Annotated in this window: 13 protein-coding genes; 3 read left to right on the top strand and 10 right to left on the bottom strand. The window is 51.2% G+C overall.

Annotated features, from left to right (window positions below):
• Positions 1-36: 36 nt before the first annotated feature.
• From N0B36_RS03630 to N0B36_RS03585, 10 genes are all read right to left on the bottom strand, one after another.
• The gene (locus N0B36_RS03630; protein WP_259686082.1) at positions 37-1,269 is read right to left on the bottom strand and encodes a winged helix-turn-helix domain-containing protein; all 1,233 of its coding nucleotides are present in this window, start codon (positions 1,267-1,269) and stop codon (positions 37-39) included.
• Between the two features lie 41 nt (positions 1,270-1,310).
• Positions 1,311-2,288: a tetraacyldisaccharide 4'-kinase gene (gene lpxK, locus N0B36_RS03625; protein WP_259686080.1), complete on the bottom strand. Its 978-nt coding sequence runs from the start codon at positions 2,286-2,288 to the stop codon at positions 1,311-1,313.
• On the bottom strand, positions 2,285-4,033 hold the full coding sequence (msbA, locus tag N0B36_RS03620) for a lipid A ABC transporter ATP-binding protein/permease MsbA (RefSeq protein WP_047501171.1): 1,749 nt from the start codon (positions 4,031-4,033) through the stop codon (positions 2,285-2,287). Before msbA ends, lpxK begins: the two co-directional genes overlap by 4 nt.
• Positions 4,034-4,069: 36 nt before the next feature.
• Positions 4,070-6,334, bottom strand: coding sequence for a ComEC family protein (locus tag N0B36_RS03615; protein ID WP_259686079.1), 2,265 nt, complete (start codon positions 6,332-6,334; stop codon positions 4,070-4,072).
• A gap of 206 nt (positions 6,335-6,540) precedes the next feature.
• Positions 6,541-6,825: an integration host factor subunit beta gene (ihfB, locus tag N0B36_RS03610; protein ID WP_003035780.1), complete on the bottom strand. Its 285-nt coding sequence runs from the start codon at positions 6,823-6,825 to the stop codon at positions 6,541-6,543.
• Between the two features lie 160 nt (positions 6,826-6,985).
• On the bottom strand, positions 6,986-8,659 hold the full coding sequence (gene rpsA / locus N0B36_RS03605) for a 30S ribosomal protein S1 (RefSeq protein ID WP_003035776.1): 1,674 nt from the start codon (positions 8,657-8,659) through the stop codon (positions 6,986-6,988).
• Positions 8,660-8,772: 113 nt separating this feature from the next.
• Positions 8,773-9,456, bottom strand: coding sequence for a (d)CMP kinase (cmk, locus tag N0B36_RS03600; protein ID WP_016152447.1), 684 nt, complete (start codon positions 9,454-9,456; stop codon positions 8,773-8,775).
• Between the two features lie 233 nt (positions 9,457-9,689).
• A complete protein-coding gene (gene aroA, locus N0B36_RS03595; RefSeq protein ID WP_259686078.1) occupies positions 9,690-10,973 on the bottom strand; it encodes a 3-phosphoshikimate 1-carboxyvinyltransferase in 1,284 nt (427 codons plus the stop codon).
• A 68-nt stretch (positions 10,974-11,041) separates the two neighbouring features.
• Entirely contained in the window at positions 11,042-12,130 is a 1,089-nt protein-coding gene (gene serC / locus N0B36_RS03590) for a 3-phosphoserine/phosphohydroxythreonine transaminase (protein ID WP_049043001.1), read from the bottom strand.
• Positions 12,131-12,342: 212 nt separating this feature from the next.
• Positions 12,343-13,035 carry a DUF421 domain-containing protein gene (locus tag N0B36_RS03585; protein ID WP_016156114.1) on the bottom strand — a complete coding sequence of 231 codons (693 nt, stop codon included), beginning with the start codon at positions 13,033-13,035 and terminating at the stop codon, positions 12,343-12,345.
• 136 nt (positions 13,036-13,171) lie between these two features.
• Here N0B36_RS03585 and ycaO point away from each other — a divergent pair, with 136 nt between their 5' ends.
• From ycaO to pflB, 3 genes are all read left to right on the top strand, one after another.
• On the top strand, positions 13,172-14,932 hold the full coding sequence (ycaO, locus tag N0B36_RS03580) for a 30S ribosomal protein S12 methylthiotransferase accessory factor YcaO (protein WP_047414124.1): 1,761 nt from the start codon (positions 13,172-13,174) through the stop codon (positions 14,930-14,932).
• Between the two features lie 404 nt (positions 14,933-15,336).
• Positions 15,337-16,194, top strand: a complete 858-nt coding sequence (gene focA / locus N0B36_RS03575; RefSeq protein WP_003831909.1) for a formate transporter FocA — start codon at positions 15,337-15,339, stop codon at positions 16,192-16,194.
• Between the two features lie 59 nt (positions 16,195-16,253).
• Complete coding sequence (gene pflB / locus N0B36_RS03570; RefSeq protein WP_016152441.1) at positions 16,254-18,536, top strand: formate C-acetyltransferase; 2,283 nt, start codon at positions 16,254-16,256, stop codon at positions 18,534-18,536.
• The last annotated feature ends 160 nt before the right edge of the window (positions 18,537-18,696 follow it).

Raw genomic sequence — 18,696 nt, 5'->3', positions numbered from 1 at the left:
ACCGGATTGTGAATCCGTAAATATTAACATAATCGCTTACCGTGCTGGGTCTATTTCCCAACCATGGCGCGCATCAGCAAATAAACCTTCAGGATAGCGTCCCAGCGTCACACGTGTTGCCTGCTGCCAGCGGGCAAAATCATCGATCGCCTGAAACAATCCTTTTTGCAGAGTAACCCCAGGTTTGACGCCATCCTGTAACCACAGCGAAATCACTTCCAGTACGCCCGTTTTGCGGTGCATTTTGGCATCCATCCGCCCAACTAACTGCCCGCGATGCAGCAGCGGCAAGACGAAATAACCATACTGACGTTTCGGTGCTGGCGTGTAACATTCCAGCCGATAGCTAAAATCGAATAGCTGCTCTGCCCGTTTACGATCCCAGACCACCGGATCAAAGGGTGATAATACTGCGCTATGCGTCGCCGTTAATTTACCCGTCAATGCCTGCTCCAGCAGCGGCTGAAGGTGGCTATGCAGCCACAGGGTTCCTAACCCTTCGACATCGACAGGAATAATCTGTTGCTGCTGTGCACGTACGTTGCACCAGTTTTTTAGCGCCGGACGCTTCAGGCGATAGTAGTCTGCCAGCCATTGTTCGCGAAAAATCCCCAGACTGCGGGCGCTGTTATCCAGCATGAGGTTTTCAGCTTCTTCCTGTGAAAGCCGGTCGCGTTCATCATCCCAGTGCGGCATGACGCGATGGGTTAAATCATACACTCGCTGGAAATTACGTCGTTCCACCACCATCACTTTCCCGGCGGTGAACAGGCCTTCAAGATGACGCTTATGCGGTTTCCATGCCCACCAGCCGCTGGCCCCCTTGTGCAGATGCTCAAAATCAGCAGAGCGGACTGGTCCGTTATGCTGGATGTGCTGGAGCAGTTGCTCAATCTCATGAGCATGTTCTTTCATCCACTCCGCTTTATATTTCCAGCCCATTTTCTCCGGGGCCAGCATGCGGTGACGTATCAGCATAAAGTCGCTACGCGGCAAAAAGCAGGCCTCGTGCGCCCAGTATTCCATCAGTTCGCCCCGCTGCAATGCGTCATCCAGCCACTGGGGCGAATAATCACCCAAACGACTAAACAGCACCAGGTAAGGGCTGCGCGCCACAATATTGATGGTATCGATTTGCAATAACGACATGCGCGAAATGGCAGCAAGAATATCTGCTGGGGTTGCCCGACGGCGTGTTTTTTTCAGCAGCCCTTGAGCGGCAAGGTGAAGATGACGGGCATCCGTCAAAGAAAGACGCGGCAACGACATTTATGGCCTCATAAATGATTCGCTGCCGCAGCGTGAATCAGTTAGCGAGTCAGCGAGATTAAGCTATCCAGCAACATATCAGGCCGATCGCCTGACAAATGAGCGTCAACAGGTAAATACCACCAGTTTTCATCGGCAAATGCACGGCACTTAACCGCATCTTTTTCCGTCATCACCAGCGTTTGCCTAGCGTCTGCAAACGCACTGACGTCACTGTAGGTCAGAGACTGATGGTCTGCCAGCGCAATACTTTTTTGCACGCTGGCACCGCATGCTTCCAGCGTGGCAAAAAAACGCGGTGGATGGCCAATGCCCGCCATGGCGACAATATTGGACAGCTGCGACACATCGCGGCGTTCACCCGTACGTAAATTAACGGCCAGCCCCGGTTCAAGTCGCATAGGGATTTCCCCTGGCTGCGCAACGCCACCGTTAACGATAGTCGCATCCACCGATTTAAGCCGACCTGCGCGTTCCCGCATGGGACCCGCGGGAAGCCACCAGCCATTGCCAAACCGACGTTCTCCGTCAATAACCACGATTTCAACATCTCGCGCCAGACGGTAGTGCTGTAGCCCATCGTCCGTCACAATCATCTGCACATCGTGTTGGGCCAAAATGGCTTTGACCGCATCCGATCTTACCGGGGATACCGCTACGGGCACACCGGTACGTTGGGCGATCAGTACAGGTTCATCACCCGCTTCTGCCGTAGTGGTATCTGCGGTCAGTAACAGCGGGTAAGCAGCCGCTTTCCCGCCATAACCACGCGACACCACGCCCACGCGAATCCCACGTTGACGCAGTTGTTCAACCAGCCAAATCACCACTGGTGTTTTGCCATTGCCACCCGCGGTCAGGTTTCCGACCACCACAACCGGGACTGGTGCACGCCACGCGCGTTTAATCCCAAGCTTGTAACATAAGCGGATCCCCCCGCTGACCAGGCCATACAGCCAGGAGAGCGGGAGTAACAGTCGCCACAGCGGCGACTCACCAGACCAGATTCGAGCGATCATTGACCGAATTGCATTTTGTGTAATTGTGCATACACCCCACGCTGCTCAATCAGCTCGCTATGGGTTCCACGCTCAACAATAATACCGTCTTCCACCACGATGATTTCATCCGCCTGTTCAATGGTAGAAAGGCGGTGAGCAATCACCAGGGAGGTACGGTTTTTCTGAAGCTCATCCAGAGCAGCCTGAATTGCGCGTTCAGACTCGGTATCGAGTGCCGACGTTGCTTCATCAAGGATCAGAATCGGACTGTCACGCAACAAGGCGCGGGCAATAGCGATACGCTGGCGCTGACCACCAGAAAGCAGGACGCCGTTTTCGCCAATCACTGTATCCAGGCCATTGTCCATCTTATTGATGAAATCCATTGCGTAAGCCATTTTCGCCGCTTTTTCGATCTGCTCACGGCTGTACAAATCGGTACGCGCGTAGGCGATGTTGTTAGCAACCGTATCGTTAAACAGGTGCACATTCTGCGAAACCAACGCGACCTGATCGCGCAGGGATGCCAGGGTATATTCACGTAGATCGTGTCCGTCCATCAGAATCTGCCCTTCATCAATATCATAGAAGCGCGTGATCAAGCTGGCGATGGTGGATTTCCCTGAACCCGAACGGCCAACCAGGGCAACGGTTTTCCCCGCTGGGATACTCAGGTTGATGTTGCGCAGCGCAGGTACTTCACGTCCCGGATAGGTGAATGTCACGTTGCGGAATTCGAGATTGCCGGTAGCGCGTTCGATTTCGCGTGTACCTTCATCTTTTTCCTGCTCGCTATCCAGAATCGTAAATAAGGTCTGGCAGGCCGCCATACCGCGCTGGAACTGCGCGTTGACGTTGGTCAGCGATTTCAACGGACGCATCAGCGCGATCATTGACGAGAAGACAACCGTAATTGTCCCTGCAGTCAGGTTTTCCATTACGCTTGGGAAGCTGGCTGCATACAACACGAAGGCCAGAGCCAGAGACGCAATCAGCTGGATGATAGGATCGGAGATAGAAGAGGCGGAAACCATCTTCATGCCCTGCAAACGCATCTTATTGCTGACTTTATCAAAGCGCTTAGTTTCGACTTCCTGACCACCAAAAATCAGAACTTCTTTGTGGCCTTTCAGCATCTGCTCCGCACTGGTCGTAACCTGACCCATGGTGTTTTGCATATTTTTACTGATGCTACGAAAACGCTTGGAAACTATACGAATCGCCACTGAAACAATTGGCGCCAGTACAATCAGGATCAATGACAGCTGCCAGCTGTAATAGAACATCATGATAAACAGGCCAATAATTGAAGCCCCTTCACGTACCACGGTGATCAGCGCGCCGGAGGACGATGATGCGACCTGCTCTGAATCATAGGTAATACGTGACAACAGCGTACCTGTAGACTGTTTATCAAAAAAGGAGACCGGCATGCCCATCATATGGCCAAACAGGCGGCGACGCATGGTCATGACCACTTTGCCTGATACCCATGAGATGCAGTAGCTGGAGACATAGCTGGTGAATCCGCGAAGAACCATTAGTCCAATGACCACCAGCGGCATCCACAGCAGCACCGAGCGATCCGTTTTACCAAAACCATCATCCAGTAATGGCTTAAGGAGCGATAGCATGAAGGTATCGCTGGCCGCGTTCAGGATTAACGCTATACCCGCCACGATCAGACCCGATTTAAAAGGCGCTATGGTTGGCCATAGTCGGCGAAACGTCTGCCACGTAGAGAGATCTTTATCGTTATGCATTCAAAAAACCAGCATTTGTTAGAATAGCCGCATATTCTACCCGTTATCCTCCGACACGCCAAACCACTGATGATACCAACGAGGTAAAATCTGATCCCGCAAGCTGTTTATTCGCCAGTTTTTTTGATAAAAATCCAGCGTAATCTGCCCCTGGTGTGGTGTATCCAGCCATTGATAATTTTGTTGCCGATAACGTTGCTTCACTTTCCTGGACGGGAGACGCCAGGCATTGTAACGGGATGCGGAGGCTAGCGCGGCCTGCCCGCCGACCCGCTGAATCAGCGCCTGCGATGATGAGGTATTGCTACCATGATGTGGAACCTGTATCACCGTAGACTGCAGATGCTGCCAGTAGTGACTTAGCATTTTTTGTTCAGCGGGAGACTCAATATCTCCGGTCAGCAGAATACTCTGATGCCCGTCATCGACCTTAACCACGCAGGAGTGGTTATTCCCCAGATCTTTATTTCCACGCACGGGCCAATGCGCACTAAAGGTTAACCCTTGCCATTGCCAGCGCTCCCCGCGTAAACACGGGAGATGCCCTTCCCATCCTAATGGGCTTCTTATCCATAGCGACGGCCAGGCTTGCTGCAGTGAACGCAACCCGCCCCGGTGATCCATATGCTCATGGCTTAAAATAACGCCTTCTGGCTCCAGGTTGTGCCAGCGTAGCCATGGAATAATCAGCTGTTGCGCGCTATCGCCTTCAGGCCATGCCAGACCGGTATCGTAAAGAATCGCTTTCCCATTGCGCGCAATTACCATCGCCAGCCCCTGCCCGACGTCCAGCATATGCACTTGCCAGACATCAGTACGTGGCGTTCGCCAGAACGGGGCGCTCAGTAAAAGGAGCACAGTGACGCAAACTACCGGTATAGTTCGCCACGCGTTCAGCCGATATGCGATGAGCAGGAGTCCGGGTACAAATGCAAGCCATTGCCAACGTGCATCAATATTGATCCACCCTTCAGGCAGGCTCCTGAGCCCCCAAAATAATAGCGCGAGGGAGCGATCCGCTAAATACCATAGGTTCGACTCAACCATCGCCAGCCCGGTTAAATGGACGATCATGCCTGCTAATATCAATGGTACGGAAATAAACGTAACCAGCGGTACAGCAAACAAATTCGCCAAAAATGAGGTCAGGCTAAAACCGTGAAACATCGCGATTTGCACAGGCAGAAGCAGGAGCGTAATTCCCAATTGCAAATGAGCAAGCGCCAGAAATTGGCGTCCAACGCGAGACAGCGGCCAATCCGGCATCGGAACCCATTGATACCAGAACAGCAGCGCTGCAACGGCAAAAGCAGACAACCACAGACTTTGTGAAAGAACGGCGACAGGATCCACCACCAGAATGGCTGCCAGACAGCAGAGCCACACCGACCATCCACTCCACTGCCTGCCGCTGAGTTTTAGCCCTCCCCAGACCAGTAGCGCAACAACCGTACGTAATGCCGGGGGCTGTAGCCCCGTTAACCAGGCATAGAATGTTGCGCAGACGATCCCGCCAACTAATGGAACCTGCCAGCAAATCCATCTGGTTGGCATAAAAAATTGCCCCGCGCGAATTAATCCTGCTGCCAGAAGTGCGGCAAATGCAATATGCAGCCCGGAGATAGCCATCAAATGGGCCGTACCGGTATCTCGCATAATGGTTTTCACCGCTTGTGACACGGACAAGCGCTCCCCCATTCCCAGGCCCAGTATAACCTGCTGCCAGGGATAGTCAGCGAGCGCGCTTTTCAACGAGGAGAGATACCTCGAACGCAAACTGCATTGTTGTGTGATAACCGAAGCCTGCAAAAATCTTCCCGTCAGCAGCTGGTGCTGCGCCAATGCGTAACGCTGGCTATCAAACCCGCCCTCGTTCAATTGACCGTGTATAACACGAACCCTCAACGTCATCGCCCATGTCTGGCCCGCACAAACGTTGCCGGGTAAGTACTGCCCATACAGAGTAATTCCGATGGCAGGAAATACCCGCTTCCCCTGCAGATGCGTGATCTGGCCGTAGTGCGTTGTCATATTATCGGTTCCGGTTATCCGCACGATGGCCTGCTGGCTTTTTGCAGGCAGCGTATTACCGGCCCACAGCGCATCTTTCGCAGCCAGAACTCCCCAAAGAAAAAATAGCAGGGTTAATCCGGCGAAACGTACAGGGCTGTGAGAAATAAGACAGAGCAGAATTGCCAGACCAAATATAACGCCGATGCACAGCATGTCAGGTAACGCAGGTAATAGCATAAGCGGGAGAATGCCGAATAATGCACTCGTACTAACCGTTGTTATTTTCATCAGTCACCTCCCTGTAGCAGGAAGTGTGCAGTAATGTTCGACGGTTGTCTGGTGCCAATTTAGCGTTATACGGTACGCATTCCGCTAACATTTAGCGGCGCTTGTAACGTGCAAATTAACTGGGATGGAGATTCCAGGATGGGTTGGCAGAAATGAAAAAAGCACCCGTGCGGGTGCTTTTCTCGGCGTTAAGTCTCGCTAAAAACTTAACCGTAAATATTGGCGCGATCGCGCAGTTCTTTACCTGGTTTAAAGTGCGGAACGTATTTTCCTTCCAGGTCCACTTTATCGCCGGTCTTCGGATTACGTCCGGTGCGCGGTGCGCGGTAATGCAAAGAGAAACTGCCGAAACCGCGGATTTCAATACGCTCGCCCTGCGCAAGAGTCGAGGCCATATGTTCCAGCATCTCTTTAACTGCATCTTCAACCGCTTTCGCGGGAATATGAGGTTGCTGGGTTGCAAGTCTTTCAATCAATTCTGACTTGGTCATGATTCCTCCGGTTCCTTAAAGGCATAATTAGCTGCTGCATTGATTAAGGGCGGCCTTAGCCGCCCTTTGTCATTGATTACAGGACGAATCCTGTAATCTGTCAAGCTACTCGTCACCCTTTGTGCTGTTAACAGCACAAAGGATTTAGGAGCACTCGATATTACTCGCCTTTAGCTGCTTTGAAAGCTTCAGCCATTGCGTTGTTAGAGAAGTTAGCATCTTCCTGTTTGTTAACAGTTGCGATTGCATCTTTCTCATCAGCTTCGTCTTTAGCACGAACAGACAGGCTGATTGCGCGGTTCTTACGATCAACGCCGGTGAATTTAGCTTCAACGTCGTCGCCTACGCTCAGAACCAGAGTTGCATCTTCAACGCGGTCGCGGGAAGCTTCAGAAGCGCGCAGGTAACCTTCAACGCCGTCAGCCAGTTCTACGGTTGCGCCTTTAGCATCAACTGCAGTGACTTTACCGTTTACGATTGCGCCTTTCTTGTTCAGTGCAACCCAGTTGTTGAACGGATCTTCTGCGAGCTGTTTAACGCCCAGAGAGATACGCTCACGTTCTGCGTCAACCTGCAGAACAACAGCTGCGATTTCGTCGCCTTTTTTGTATTCACGAACTGCTTCTTCACCTGCAACGTTCCAGGAGATGTCAGACAGGTGAACCAGGCCGTCGATGCCGCCGTCCAGGCCGATGAAGATACCGAAGTCAGTGATAGACTTGATTTTACCTTCAACACGGTCGCCCTTGTTGTGGGTTTCCGCGAACTGCTGCCATGGGTTGTTTTTGCACTGCTTCAGACCCAGGGAGATACGACGACGTTCTTCGTCGATATCCAGAACCATAACTTCCACTACATCGCCAACGTTAACAACTTTGGACGGGTGGATGTTTTTGTTGGTCCAATCCATTTCGGAAACGTGAACCAGGCCTTCAACGCCTTCTTCGATTTCAACGAAGCAGCCGTAGTCGGTCAGGTTGGTCACGCGACCAGTCAGTTTGGTACCTTCCGGATAACGCTTAGCGATAGCTACCCATGGATCTTCGCCCAGCTGTTTCAGGCCCAGAGATACACGAGTACGCTCGCGGTCAAACTTCAGCACTTTAACAGTGATTTCGTCGCCAACGTTTACGATTTCGCTCGGATGCTTAACGCGTTTCCATGCCATGTCGGTGATGTGCAGCAGGCCGTCAACGCCACCCAGATCAACGAATGCACCGTAGTCAGTGAGGTTCTTAACGATACCTTTAACTTCCATGCCTTCCTGCAGGTTTTCCAGCAGCTGATCGCGTTCTGCGCTGTTTTCGGATTCGATAACGGCACGACGGGAAACAACAACGTTGTTACGCTTCTGATCCAGCTTGATTACTTTGAATTCAAGCTCTTTGCCTTCCAGGTGCAGCGTGTCGCGGACCGGACGAACGTCAACCAGGGAACCCGGCAGGAACGCGCGAATACCATTCAGCTCAACAGTGAAGCCACCCTTGACTTTGCCATTGATAACACCAGTAACGGTTGCAGCTTCTTCGTAAGCTTTTTCCAGCGTGATCCAAGCTTCGTGACGTTTAGCTTTTTCACGGGACAGCAGGGTTTCACCGAAGCCGTCTTCTACTGCATCCAGAGCAACGTCAACTTCGTCACCAACCTGGATTTCCAACTCGCCCTGGGCGTTTTTGAACTGCTCAGCCGGAATGGCGGACTCAGATTTCAGACCAGCGTCAACCAGTACTACGTCTTTGTCGATAGCAACAACAACACCACGAACGATGGAACCCGGACGGGTTTCGATTTCTTTTAAGGATTCTTCAAACAGTTGAGCAAAAGATTCAGTCATGTTTAATCTTCAGGTTTCATATTTAACGTCCACCTGGCTCCATGCCGGATGGGGTTGTTTAACATACCCGCTGTCAATCCATTGCAACGGGGGTACTGCAAATTCGGTCGCACTTAAGCGAGTGCCAGTTTTTGGCGCGCGTATTGTAACGCTTTTTCAATCACTTGCTCAATGCTTAATCGGGTTGAATCCAAAACTAAAGCATCAGCAGCGGGAACCAGCGGCGCTACAGCACGGTTACGATCGCGGAAATCGCGTTCTTCGATCTCGGCCAAAAGGCGTTCAAAGTTAACACTAAAGCCCTTTTCCTGCAACTGTAGCATACGTCTATGCGCACGTTCTTGCGAGGAGGCGTCCAGGAAAATTTTCACTGGTGCATCCGGGAACACCACGGTCCCCATGTCTCGTCCGTCGGCAATCAGGCCGGGCGCTTCACGAAACGCGCGTTGACGACGTAACAGCGCTTCGCGTACGCGAGGAAACGCAGCGACCTGAGATGCGGCATTCGCTACTTCCTGGGTGCGGATTTCGCCGCTGACATCTTCACCTTCCAGAATGACTTCCAGGTTGCCGTCCGTTGAGATAAAACGCACATCCAGGTGTGAGGCAAGCGGTACCAGAGCATCTTCAGATGTGACATCAACATGGTGATGCAACGCTGCGAGCGCCAGTACGCGGTAGATCGCGCCTGAATCTAACAGATGCCATTGCAATGCTTCCGCCATTGCCTTGCACAAGGTGCCTTTTCCTGCACCACTTGGGCCATCAATGGTAATAACCGGGGCAATTGCCGTCATCTTTTTCTCCTTAAACAGGCATACGTTAACGTGAACGCCGCGCATTATACGCGCCAACGCTAATAATCGTTAACACAGAGTGTAAAAACCCGATTAGTCTGTAACGATGTGAGGAAGAATTGCGCAATTATAGCGGGCTGGCGAGAAACCAGCCCGGAAGATGACACTGATTTACTTTTTATCTGCAGCGATGCGCTCACGAATATGCTGAGCGCGATCGTCAGATGTGAGGATCAGGCAAGTGTACTAATACGCGCCAACTGTTCGAAATAATCCGGGAAGGTTTTGGCGGTACATTTAGGGTCCAGAATGGTCACCGGCGTGTCAGACAACGCCACCAGCGAGAAACACATCGCCATGCGGTGATCGTTGTAGGTCGCGATCTCCGCAAACTGTAACGTCGCCGGTGGTGTGACACGAATATAGTCTTCGCCCTCTTCAACGATCGCGCCCACTTTACGCAACTCGGTCGCCATCGCGAACAGGCGGTCGGTCTCTTTGACGCGCCAGTTATAGATGTTACGTAAAGTCGTGGTGCCTTTAGCGAACAGCGCTGCCGTGGCTATGGTCATCGCCGCATCGGGAATATGGTTCATATCCATGTCTATCGCGTTCAGCTCACCGTGAGTACAAGCAATAAAGTCATCGCCCCAGGTAATGGTCGCGCCCATTTTTTCCAGCACATCAGCGAAGCGGATATCACCCTGCATACTGTTGCGGCCAATCCCGGTGACTTTTACCGTACCGCCTTTAATGGCTCCCGCTGCGAGAAAATAGGAAGCGGAAGAAGCATCGCCTTCAACCAGATATGCCCCCGGTGACTGATACTGCTGCTGACCCTGCACAATAAAGCGCTGGTAGTTCTGATTCTCAATTTCAACACCAAACGTTTTCATCAGGTTCAGTGTGATATCAATGTAAGGTTTGGATACCAGCTCGCCTTTAATGGCGATCGTCGTATCCTGCGGCGCCAGTGGCGCAGTCATCAGCAGCGCAGTCAGGAACTGGCTGGATACGCTGCCGTCTACCTCAACCTGTCCTCCGGTAAAGCCACCGCGCAGACGTAAAGGCGGATAGTTTTCCTGCTCCAGGTATTCAATGTTGGCTCCGCCCTGACGTAACGCATCAACCAGATGGCCAATCGGGCGCTCTTTCATGCGCGGCTCGCCCGTCAACACGATGTCATTGCTGCCCAGACACAGCGCAGCGGCCAGCGGGCGCATTGCGGTTCCGGCATTGCCAAGGAACAGTTCCACTGCGCCTTCGGCATGCAGCGCGCCGCCATTGCCGATAATCTCGCAACGCGTACGGTCGGCAGAAAGGGTATAGCTAATTCCTAACGCATTCAGAGCATTAAGCATATGGCGGACATCATCGCTATCCAGCAGATTAGTCAGGACAGTGGTGCCATTTGCTAATGCAGCCAGCAGCAAAGCGCGGTTAGAAACACTTTTGGATCCAGGCAGATTGATGGTGCCATCCACCCGCGCAATGGGTTGTAACGTCAGGGATTCCATGAAACTCGACTCTCAAAAACAGACATAAAAACCCCACAGACTGGCTGTGGGGATGAAAATACAGCAGATCAACCGCGGCGGCGCTCGAAATCGACCATGAAATCGGTCAGCGCTTTTACACCTTCTAGCGGCATTGCATTGTAGATGGACGCGCGCATACCACCGACCACACGGTGCCCTTTCAACGCGTGCAGACCCGCAGCGAAAGACTCTTCCAGGAAGAGTTTATCCAGTGCGCTGTCAGCAAGCTGGAACGGTACGTTCATGCGTGAACGGTTCGATTTTGCCACGTCGTTACGGTAGAAATCGCTGTTATCGATTACGCCGTACAGCAGTTCCGCTTTTTGCTGGTTAATTTTATCCATCGCGTTAACACCGCCCTGCTCTTTCAGCCATTTAAAGACCAGGCCAGACAGATACCAGGCAAAGGTTGGCGGCGTGTTGAACATGGAGTCGTTGTCATTCAGCACGGTATAGTCGAGGATTGACGGGCATGACACATGAGCCTTACCCAGCAAATCTTCACGTACGATGACAATGGTCAGCCCGGCCGGGCCGATGTTTTTCTGCGCCCCGGCATAAATTACGCCATAACGGCTCACGTCAAGCGGTGCGGAAAGAATGGTAGAGGACAGATCCGCCGTAACCACCACATTGCTGGCAAAATTCGGCGTTTCATCGATCGCAATGCCATCAATGGTTTCATTCGGGCAATAGTGCAAATACGCCGCGTTGTCAGAAAGCTGCCATTCGCTCATTGGCTTAACAGCACGCAGTCCGTCAACGGTGACTTTGGCGTCGATAACGTTTGGCGCACAGTATTTTTTCGCTTCTTTAATTGCGCTGGCGGCCCAATAACCGGCATCAACGTAATCCGCCGTGGTTTTGTCACCCAGAATATTTAACGGGATACCCGCAAACTGCCCGCGCCCACCGCCATGGCAGAACAACACTTTATAGTTGGAGGGGATGCTGAGAAGATCGCGAAAATCCTGCTCCGCTTCCTCTGCGACCTGGATGAATTCTTTGCCACGGTGGCTAATTTCCATCACCGACGTGCCAAGACCGTTCCAGTCGCGAAGATCCTGTTGAGCCAGTTTAAGTACTTCTGCCGGTAACATTGCCGGACCTGAACTAAAATTGAAGACCTGAGCCATTTCCCCTCACCACGTTGTGTTGTTGTCCAATCAACATCCTGTCATTGGCGATAATCCGGTGACAGACATTGGTATAAGTTATTCCTGTGGATATCGGTTTTATCATTCAGTGACACGCGCCGCAATGGGTAAAACTGACCAGGGTAAAAATGTGTCATTGGTCACACAACAGAATCTATCGGATTGACGGGTAAAAACCGAGATTTTCGCTGTCAGGTGACCCGTTTTGCCCGACTGGCCTTCGACCATTCTGGATTTGCACAGCGTGGACATAATTGATGATCTCCGGCGTTCATTTGCACCACTTCACTACACCGTATACATGCATAGTCCCCAGCTTCAGGTATCACTTTAAATCGCTGTGTACAGCGTTTAGGCAAAATACTGAGCCCCGGCTTTACGTCTTCATCGGCAAAGAAATAGACGCTGATTTGCCCATTTGTCTCCAGGATGGCCAGTCTCACCTGTCCCAATTGCTCCACGCCGTTCAAACGCAATTCCATAAAGAATTCGAATTCCGTCATATTGGCGCTATTGAGCTTCGACCATGCCAGCTCGCCGTCCTCAATGATCACAACGGGCTTGCCCTCCAGCAAATCCTCCATTTTCTCGCTATGCGCCATCAGCCACATAACCAGCCGATACAGCACAGCAAGCGTAATAAAGACCACCAGCACCGGCAGCATCGGGACATCATCATAAAATGCCACGTCTCCCGCCGCAGACCCCAGCGTAAGGATAATCAGCACTTCAAAAAGCGACATCTGGCGTACGCCGCGACGTCCGGTGATTTTTAAAAACAGAAAAACCAATATAAAGGTATAGAGGCTGCGCAGAGCAACTTCTCCCAGAAAATCCATGGGCACCTTATCCAGTACCATTCGGTGTAAATCGAAAGCTTTCATTATTATGCTCTAAACGTGGTTGGCTGTAGGAAAGCATAGCTAATACTTTTATTTACGTCTGAACTCCGGCGACGATAGCGCCATTCATTTAAAACCCGTATCATTGCGCGCTTTCCGTACGACAAAAGTGATTTTCATGACGCAAACATTTATCCCCGGCAAAGATGCCGCTCTGGAAGACTCCATCGCTCGCTTCCAGCAAAAATTGCTCGACCTTGGTTTTCAAATTGAAGAAGCCTCGTGGTTAAATCCCGTCCCTAACGTCTGGTCAGTACATATTCGCGACAAAGAATGCGCGCTGTGCTTCACCAACGGTAAAGGCGCGACGAAAAAAGCGGCGCTGGCCTCCGCGCTGGGCGAATATTTTGAGCGTCTGTCGACTAACTATTTCTTTGCGGATTTCTGGCTGGGTGAAACCATCGCCAACGGTCCATTCGTGCATTATCCGAACGAAAAATGGTTCCCGTTGACTGAAGAAGACGACGTACCTGAAGGTCTACTGGATGCTCGTCTGCGTGCGTTTTACGATCCAGACAACGAACTGACTGGCAGCATGCTTATCGATCTGCAATCCGGTAATGAAGAACGTGGGGTCTGCGGCCTACCGTTTACCCGTCAGTCGGATAACCAGACCGTCTATATTCCGATGAACATTATTGGCAACCTGTACGTTTCTAACGGCATGTCTGCGGGTAACACCCGAAACGAAGCGCGCGTTCAGGGCCTGTCTGAAGTCTTTGAGCGTCATGTGAAGAACCGTATTATTGCGGAAAGCATCAGCCTGCCGGAAATCCCGGCCGAAGTCATGGCGCGCTACCCGGCAGTGGTGGAGTCCATCGCCAAACTGGAAGCGGAAGGTTTCCCAATTTTCGCCTACGATGGCTCCCTGGGCGGCAAGTATCCGGTGATTTGCGTTGTCCTGTTCAACCCGGCCAATGGTACCTGCTTTGCCTCCTTCGGTGCGCACCCGGATTTCGGCGTTGCGCTGGAGCGTACTGTCACTGAACTGCTGCAGGGCCGTGGTCTGAAAGATCTTGATGTCTTCACCCCACCAACCTTTGACGACGAAGAAGTAGCTGAACACACTAACCTTGAAACTCACTTCATCGATTCCAGCGGCCTGATCTCCTGGGATCTGTTCAAGCAGGATGCTGACTATCCGTTCGTTGACTGGAATTTCTCCGGTACCACCGAAGAAGAGTTCGCCACCCTGATGGCCATCTTCAATGCTGAAGATAAAGAAGTGTATATCGCCGACTACGAGCACCTGAGCGTTTACGCGTGCCGCATTATTGTTCCGGGAATGTCTGACATCTATCCGGCTGAAGATCTGTGGTTAGCCAACAACGCCATGGGCGCCCATCTGCGTGACACTATTCTCTCGCTTCCGGGCAGTGAATGGGATAAAGAAGACTATCTCAATCTGATCGAACAACTGGATGAAGAAGGCTTTGACGACTTCACCCGCGTACGCGAGCTGCTCGGTCTGGCAACCGGTGCGGATAACGGTTGGTACACCCTGCGCATTGGCGAGCTTAAAGTGATGCTGGCGCTGGCCGGCGGCGACCTGGAGCAGGCGCTGGTCTGGACAGAATGGACGATGGAATTCAACGCCTCTGTCTTTAGCGCTGAACGTGCCAACTACTACCGCTGTCTGCAAACGCTGCTGCTGCTATCTCAGGAAGAAGATCGTCAGCCGCTACAATATCTGAACGCGTTTGTTCGCATGTACGGTGCCGAGGCGGTTGAAGCCGCAAGTGCAGCATTAAGTGGCGAAGCGCCGTTCTACGGGCTTCAAACTGTTGATAGCGATCTGCAGGCTTTCCCGGCGCATCAGTCTCTGCTGAAAGCCTACGAAAAACTGCAGCGCGCGAAAGCAGCACATTGGTCAAAATAGTGACAATCAGCCTGCGCTGAGTAGGCTAAAGGTATTGTCTGGGCTATATTACGGGGCGCTTAATGCGCCCTGTTTTTTATTTTGGTCAAATCAAAAAATAAATGTAAAAACAAGGTTAAATATTAGTAGTTGATATTAAGAAAATTAGCTTATTAATGTGGTTTTTTATCTCAATTACTCCATTTTAATTAACCGCCCCAGAGGAGACAGAAAGAAAAAATTCAACTCACCTTATAATTTTTAAAATTTATTTTTATTTGGATAATCAACAAGTTACACCGTAATTGCATAAAAACCATGCGCCTTACGGGCCTATAAGCCAGGCGAGATATGATCTATATCAAATTCTCATCTATAATGCTTTGTTAGTATCTCGTCGCCGACTTAATAAAGAGAGAGTTAGTGTGAAAGCTGACAACCCTTTTGATCTTATTCTTCCTGCTGCAATGGCCAAAGTTGCCGAAGAAGCAGGCGTCTATAAAGCAACGAAACATCCGCTTAAGACGTTCTATCTGGCAATTACTGCCGGTGTATTCATTTCAATTGCCTTTGTTTTCTATATCACCGCCACAACCGGTACCGGCACAATGCCTTTCGGCATGGCGAAGCTAGTAGGTGGTATCTGCTTTTCCCTGGGGCTGATTCTCTGCGTTGTCTGCGGTGCAGACCTCTTCACCTCAACCGTACTGATTGTCGTAGCGAAAGCCAGTGGTCGCATCACCTGGGGCCAATTGGCTAAAAACTGGCTTAACGTTTATGTCGGCAACCTGATTGGCGCCCTGATCTTCGTGTTACTCATGTGGCTTTCTGGCGAGTATATGACCGCTAACGGCGCGTGGGGTCTCAACGTCCTGCAAACAGCCGACCACAAAGTGCACCATACTTTTGTTGAGGCGGTAAGTCTTGGCATCCTGGCGAACCTGATGGTGTGTCTGGCAGTATGGATGAGCTATTCGGGTCGCAGCCTGATGGACAAAGCGTTTATCATGGTATTACCGGTCGCAATGTTTGTTGCCAGCGGTTTTGAGCACAGTATCGCAAACATGTTTATGATCCCTATGGGTATTGTAATTCGCGATTTCGCCACCCCGGAATTCTGGACCGCTGTTGGGTCTTCTCCGGAGAATTTTTCTCACCTGACCGTGATGAATTTCATCACCGATAACCTGATTCCGGTTACTATCGGCAACATTATCGGCGGCGGTTTGTTGGTCGGGTTGACATACTGGGTCATTTATCTGCGTGGTAACGATCATCATTAATCTGATGATGCCCATTACACGCAGTAAATAAAAAATCCACTTAAGAAGGTAGGTGTTACATGTCCGAGCTTAATGAAAAGTTAGCCACAGCCTGGGAAGGTTTTACCAAAGGTGATTGGCAGAATGAAGTAAACGTCCGTGACTTCATTCAGAAAAACTACACTCCGTATGAGGGTGACGAGTCCTTCCTGGCTGGCGCAACTGATGCGACCACTGCACTGTGGGACAGCGTGATGGAAGGCGTTAAACAGGAAAACCGCACTCACGCGCCTGTTGACTTTGACACCTCCGTTGCTTCTACCATCACTTCTCACGACGCTGGCTACATCAACAAAGCGCTCGAGAAAATTGTTGGTCTGCAGACTGAAGCTCCGCTGAAACGTGCGATCATTCCGTTTGGCGGCATCAAAATGGTTGAAGGTTCCTGCAAAGCGTACAATCGCGAACTGGACCCGATGCTGAAAAAAATCTTCACCGAATACCGCAAAACCCACAACCAGGGCGTATTCGATGTTTACACCAAAGACATTCTGAACTGCCGTAAATCCGGTGTTCTGACTGGTCTGCCAGATGCCTATGGCCGTGGCCGTATCATCGGTGACTACCGTCGCGTTGCGCTGTACGGTATCGACTACCTGATGAAAGACAAATACGCTCAGTTCGTCTCTCTGCAGTCCGATCTGGAAAACGGCGTAAACCTGGAAGCCACTATCCGTCTGCGTGAAGAAATTGCTGAACAGCACCGCGCACTGGGTCAGATCAAAGAAATGGCTGCTAAATATGGCTGCGATATCTCTGGTCCGGCAACCAACGCTCAGGAAGCTATCCAGTGGACTTACTTCGGCTACCTGGCCGCGGTTAAATCTCAGAACGGCGCAGCAATGTCCTTCGGTCGCGTATCCACCTTCCTGGATGCCTACATCGAACGTGATATCAAAGCAGGCAAAATCACCGAGCAAGACGCTCAGGAAATGATTGACCACCTGGTCATGAAACTGCGTATGGTTCGTTTCCTGCGTACCCCTGAATATGATGAACTGTTCTCTGGTGACCCGATTTGGGCAACTGAATCTATCGGTGGTATGGGCGTTGATGGCCGTACTCTGGTTACCAAAAACAGCTTCCGCTTCCTGAATACCCTGTACACCATGGGTCCTTCTCCGGAGCCGAACATCACCGTTCTGTGGTCTGAAAAACTGCCTCTGAACTTCAAGAAATTCGCCGCTAAAGTGTCCATCGACACCTCTTCTCTGCAGTACGAGAACGATGACCTGATGCGTCCGGACTTCAACAACGACGACTACGCTATCGCTTGCTGCGTAAGCCCGATGGTTGTTGGTAAACAAATGCAGTTCTTCGGTGCGCGTGCAAACCTGGCGAAAACCATGCTGTACGCAATCAACGGCGGCGTTGATGAAAAACTGAAAATGCAGGTTGGTCCTAAATCTGAACCGATCAAAGGCGACGTTCTGAACTTCGACGAAGTTATGGAGCGCATGGATCACTTCATGGACTGGCTGGCTAAACAGTACGTCACTGCCCTGAACGTTATCCACTACATGCACGACAAGTACAGCTACGAAGCCTCTCTGATGGCGCTGCACGACCGTGACGTTATCCGCACCATGGCGTGTGGTATCGCTGGTCTGTCCGTTGCTGCTGACTCCCTGTCTGCAATCAAATATGCGAAAGTTAAACCGATTCGTGACGAAGACGGTCTGGCTGTCGACTTCGAAATCGAAGGCGAATACCCGCAGTTTGGTAACAACGACTCTCGCGTTGATGACATGGCGGTTGACCTGGTAGAACGTTTCATGAAGAAAATTCAGAAACTGACTACTTATCGTAACGCTATCCCGACTCAGTCTGTTCTGACCATCACCTCTAACGTGGTTTATGGTAAGAAAACCGGTAACACCCCAGATGGTCGTCGTGCTGGCGCGCCGTTCGGACCGGGTGCTAACCCAATGCACGGTCGTGACCAGAAAGGTGCTGTTGCCTCTCTGACCTCCGTTGCTAAACTGCCGTTTGCTTACGCTAAAGATGGTATCTCTTACACCTTCTCTATCGTTCCGAACGCACTGGGTAAAGACGACGAAGTTCGTAAGACCAACCTGGCTGGTCTGATGGATGGTTACTTCCACCACGAAGCGTCCATCGAAGGTGGTCAGCACCTGAACGTGAACGTCATGAACCGTGAAATGCTGCTGGATGCGATGGAACATCCGGAAAAATATCCGCAGCTGACCATCCGTGTTTCTGGCTACGCAGTACGTTTTAACTCCCTGACTAAAGAACAGCAGCAGGACGTTATTACTCGTACCTTCACTCAGACCATGTAATTGGTTTTGACTGAAATCGTACTTTAAAAAGCGTACAATAAAGGCTCCACGTAAGTGGGGCCTTTTTAATAGCCTGCTTTGTCAGCTATCTATACTTATGGATAGCAGCCAAAACAGACTCGACACAGTTAATAACTGTGCACTAACACTGGCCCCGGAT

Origin of the sequence: Citrobacter sp. XY323, assembly GCF_025106035.1 — a bacterium.
Lineage (GTDB): Bacteria > Pseudomonadota > Gammaproteobacteria > Enterobacterales > Enterobacteriaceae > Citrobacter > Citrobacter braakii.
The sequence above is the reverse complement of the archived record's forward strand: the minus strand, read 5'-3'. Positions and strand labels throughout refer to the sequence as shown.

Bases quoted from the DNA above. Each gene is read 5' to 3' on its own strand.
- N0B36_RS03630 (WP_259686082.1), bottom strand. From the start codon at position 1,269: ATGTCGTTGCCGCGTCTTTCTTTGACGGATGCCCGTCATCTTCACCTT.
- lpxK (WP_259686080.1), bottom strand. From the start codon at position 2,288: ATGATCGCTCGAATCTGGTCTGGTGAGTCGCCGCTGTGGCGACTGTTA.
- msbA (WP_047501171.1), bottom strand. From the start codon at position 4,033: ATGCATAACGATAAAGATCTCTCTACGTGGCAGACGTTTCGCCGACTA.
- N0B36_RS03615 (WP_259686079.1), bottom strand. From the start codon at position 6,334: ATGAAAATAACAACGGTTAGTACGAGTGCATTATTCGGCATTCTCCCG.
- ihfB (WP_003035780.1), bottom strand. From the start codon at position 6,825: ATGACCAAGTCAGAATTGATTGAAAGACTTGCAACCCAGCAACCTCAT.
- rpsA (WP_003035776.1), bottom strand. From the start codon at position 8,659: ATGACTGAATCTTTTGCTCAACTGTTTGAAGAATCCTTAAAAGAAATC.
- cmk (WP_016152447.1), bottom strand. From the start codon at position 9,456: ATGACGGCAATTGCCCCGGTTATTACCATTGATGGCCCAAGTGGTGCA.
- aroA (WP_259686078.1), bottom strand. From the start codon at position 10,973: ATGGAATCCCTGACGTTACAACCCATTGCGCGGGTGGATGGCACCATC.
- serC (WP_049043001.1), bottom strand. From the start codon at position 12,130: ATGGCTCAGGTCTTCAATTTTAGTTCAGGTCCGGCAATGTTACCGGCA.
- N0B36_RS03585 (WP_016156114.1), bottom strand. From the start codon at position 13,035: ATGAAAGCTTTCGATTTACACCGAATGGTACTGGATAAGGTGCCCATG.
- ycaO (WP_047414124.1), top strand. From the start codon at position 13,172: ATGACGCAAACATTTATCCCCGGCAAAGATGCCGCTCTGGAAGACTCC.
- pflB (WP_016152441.1), top strand. From the start codon at position 16,254: ATGTCCGAGCTTAATGAAAAGTTAGCCACAGCCTGGGAAGGTTTTACC.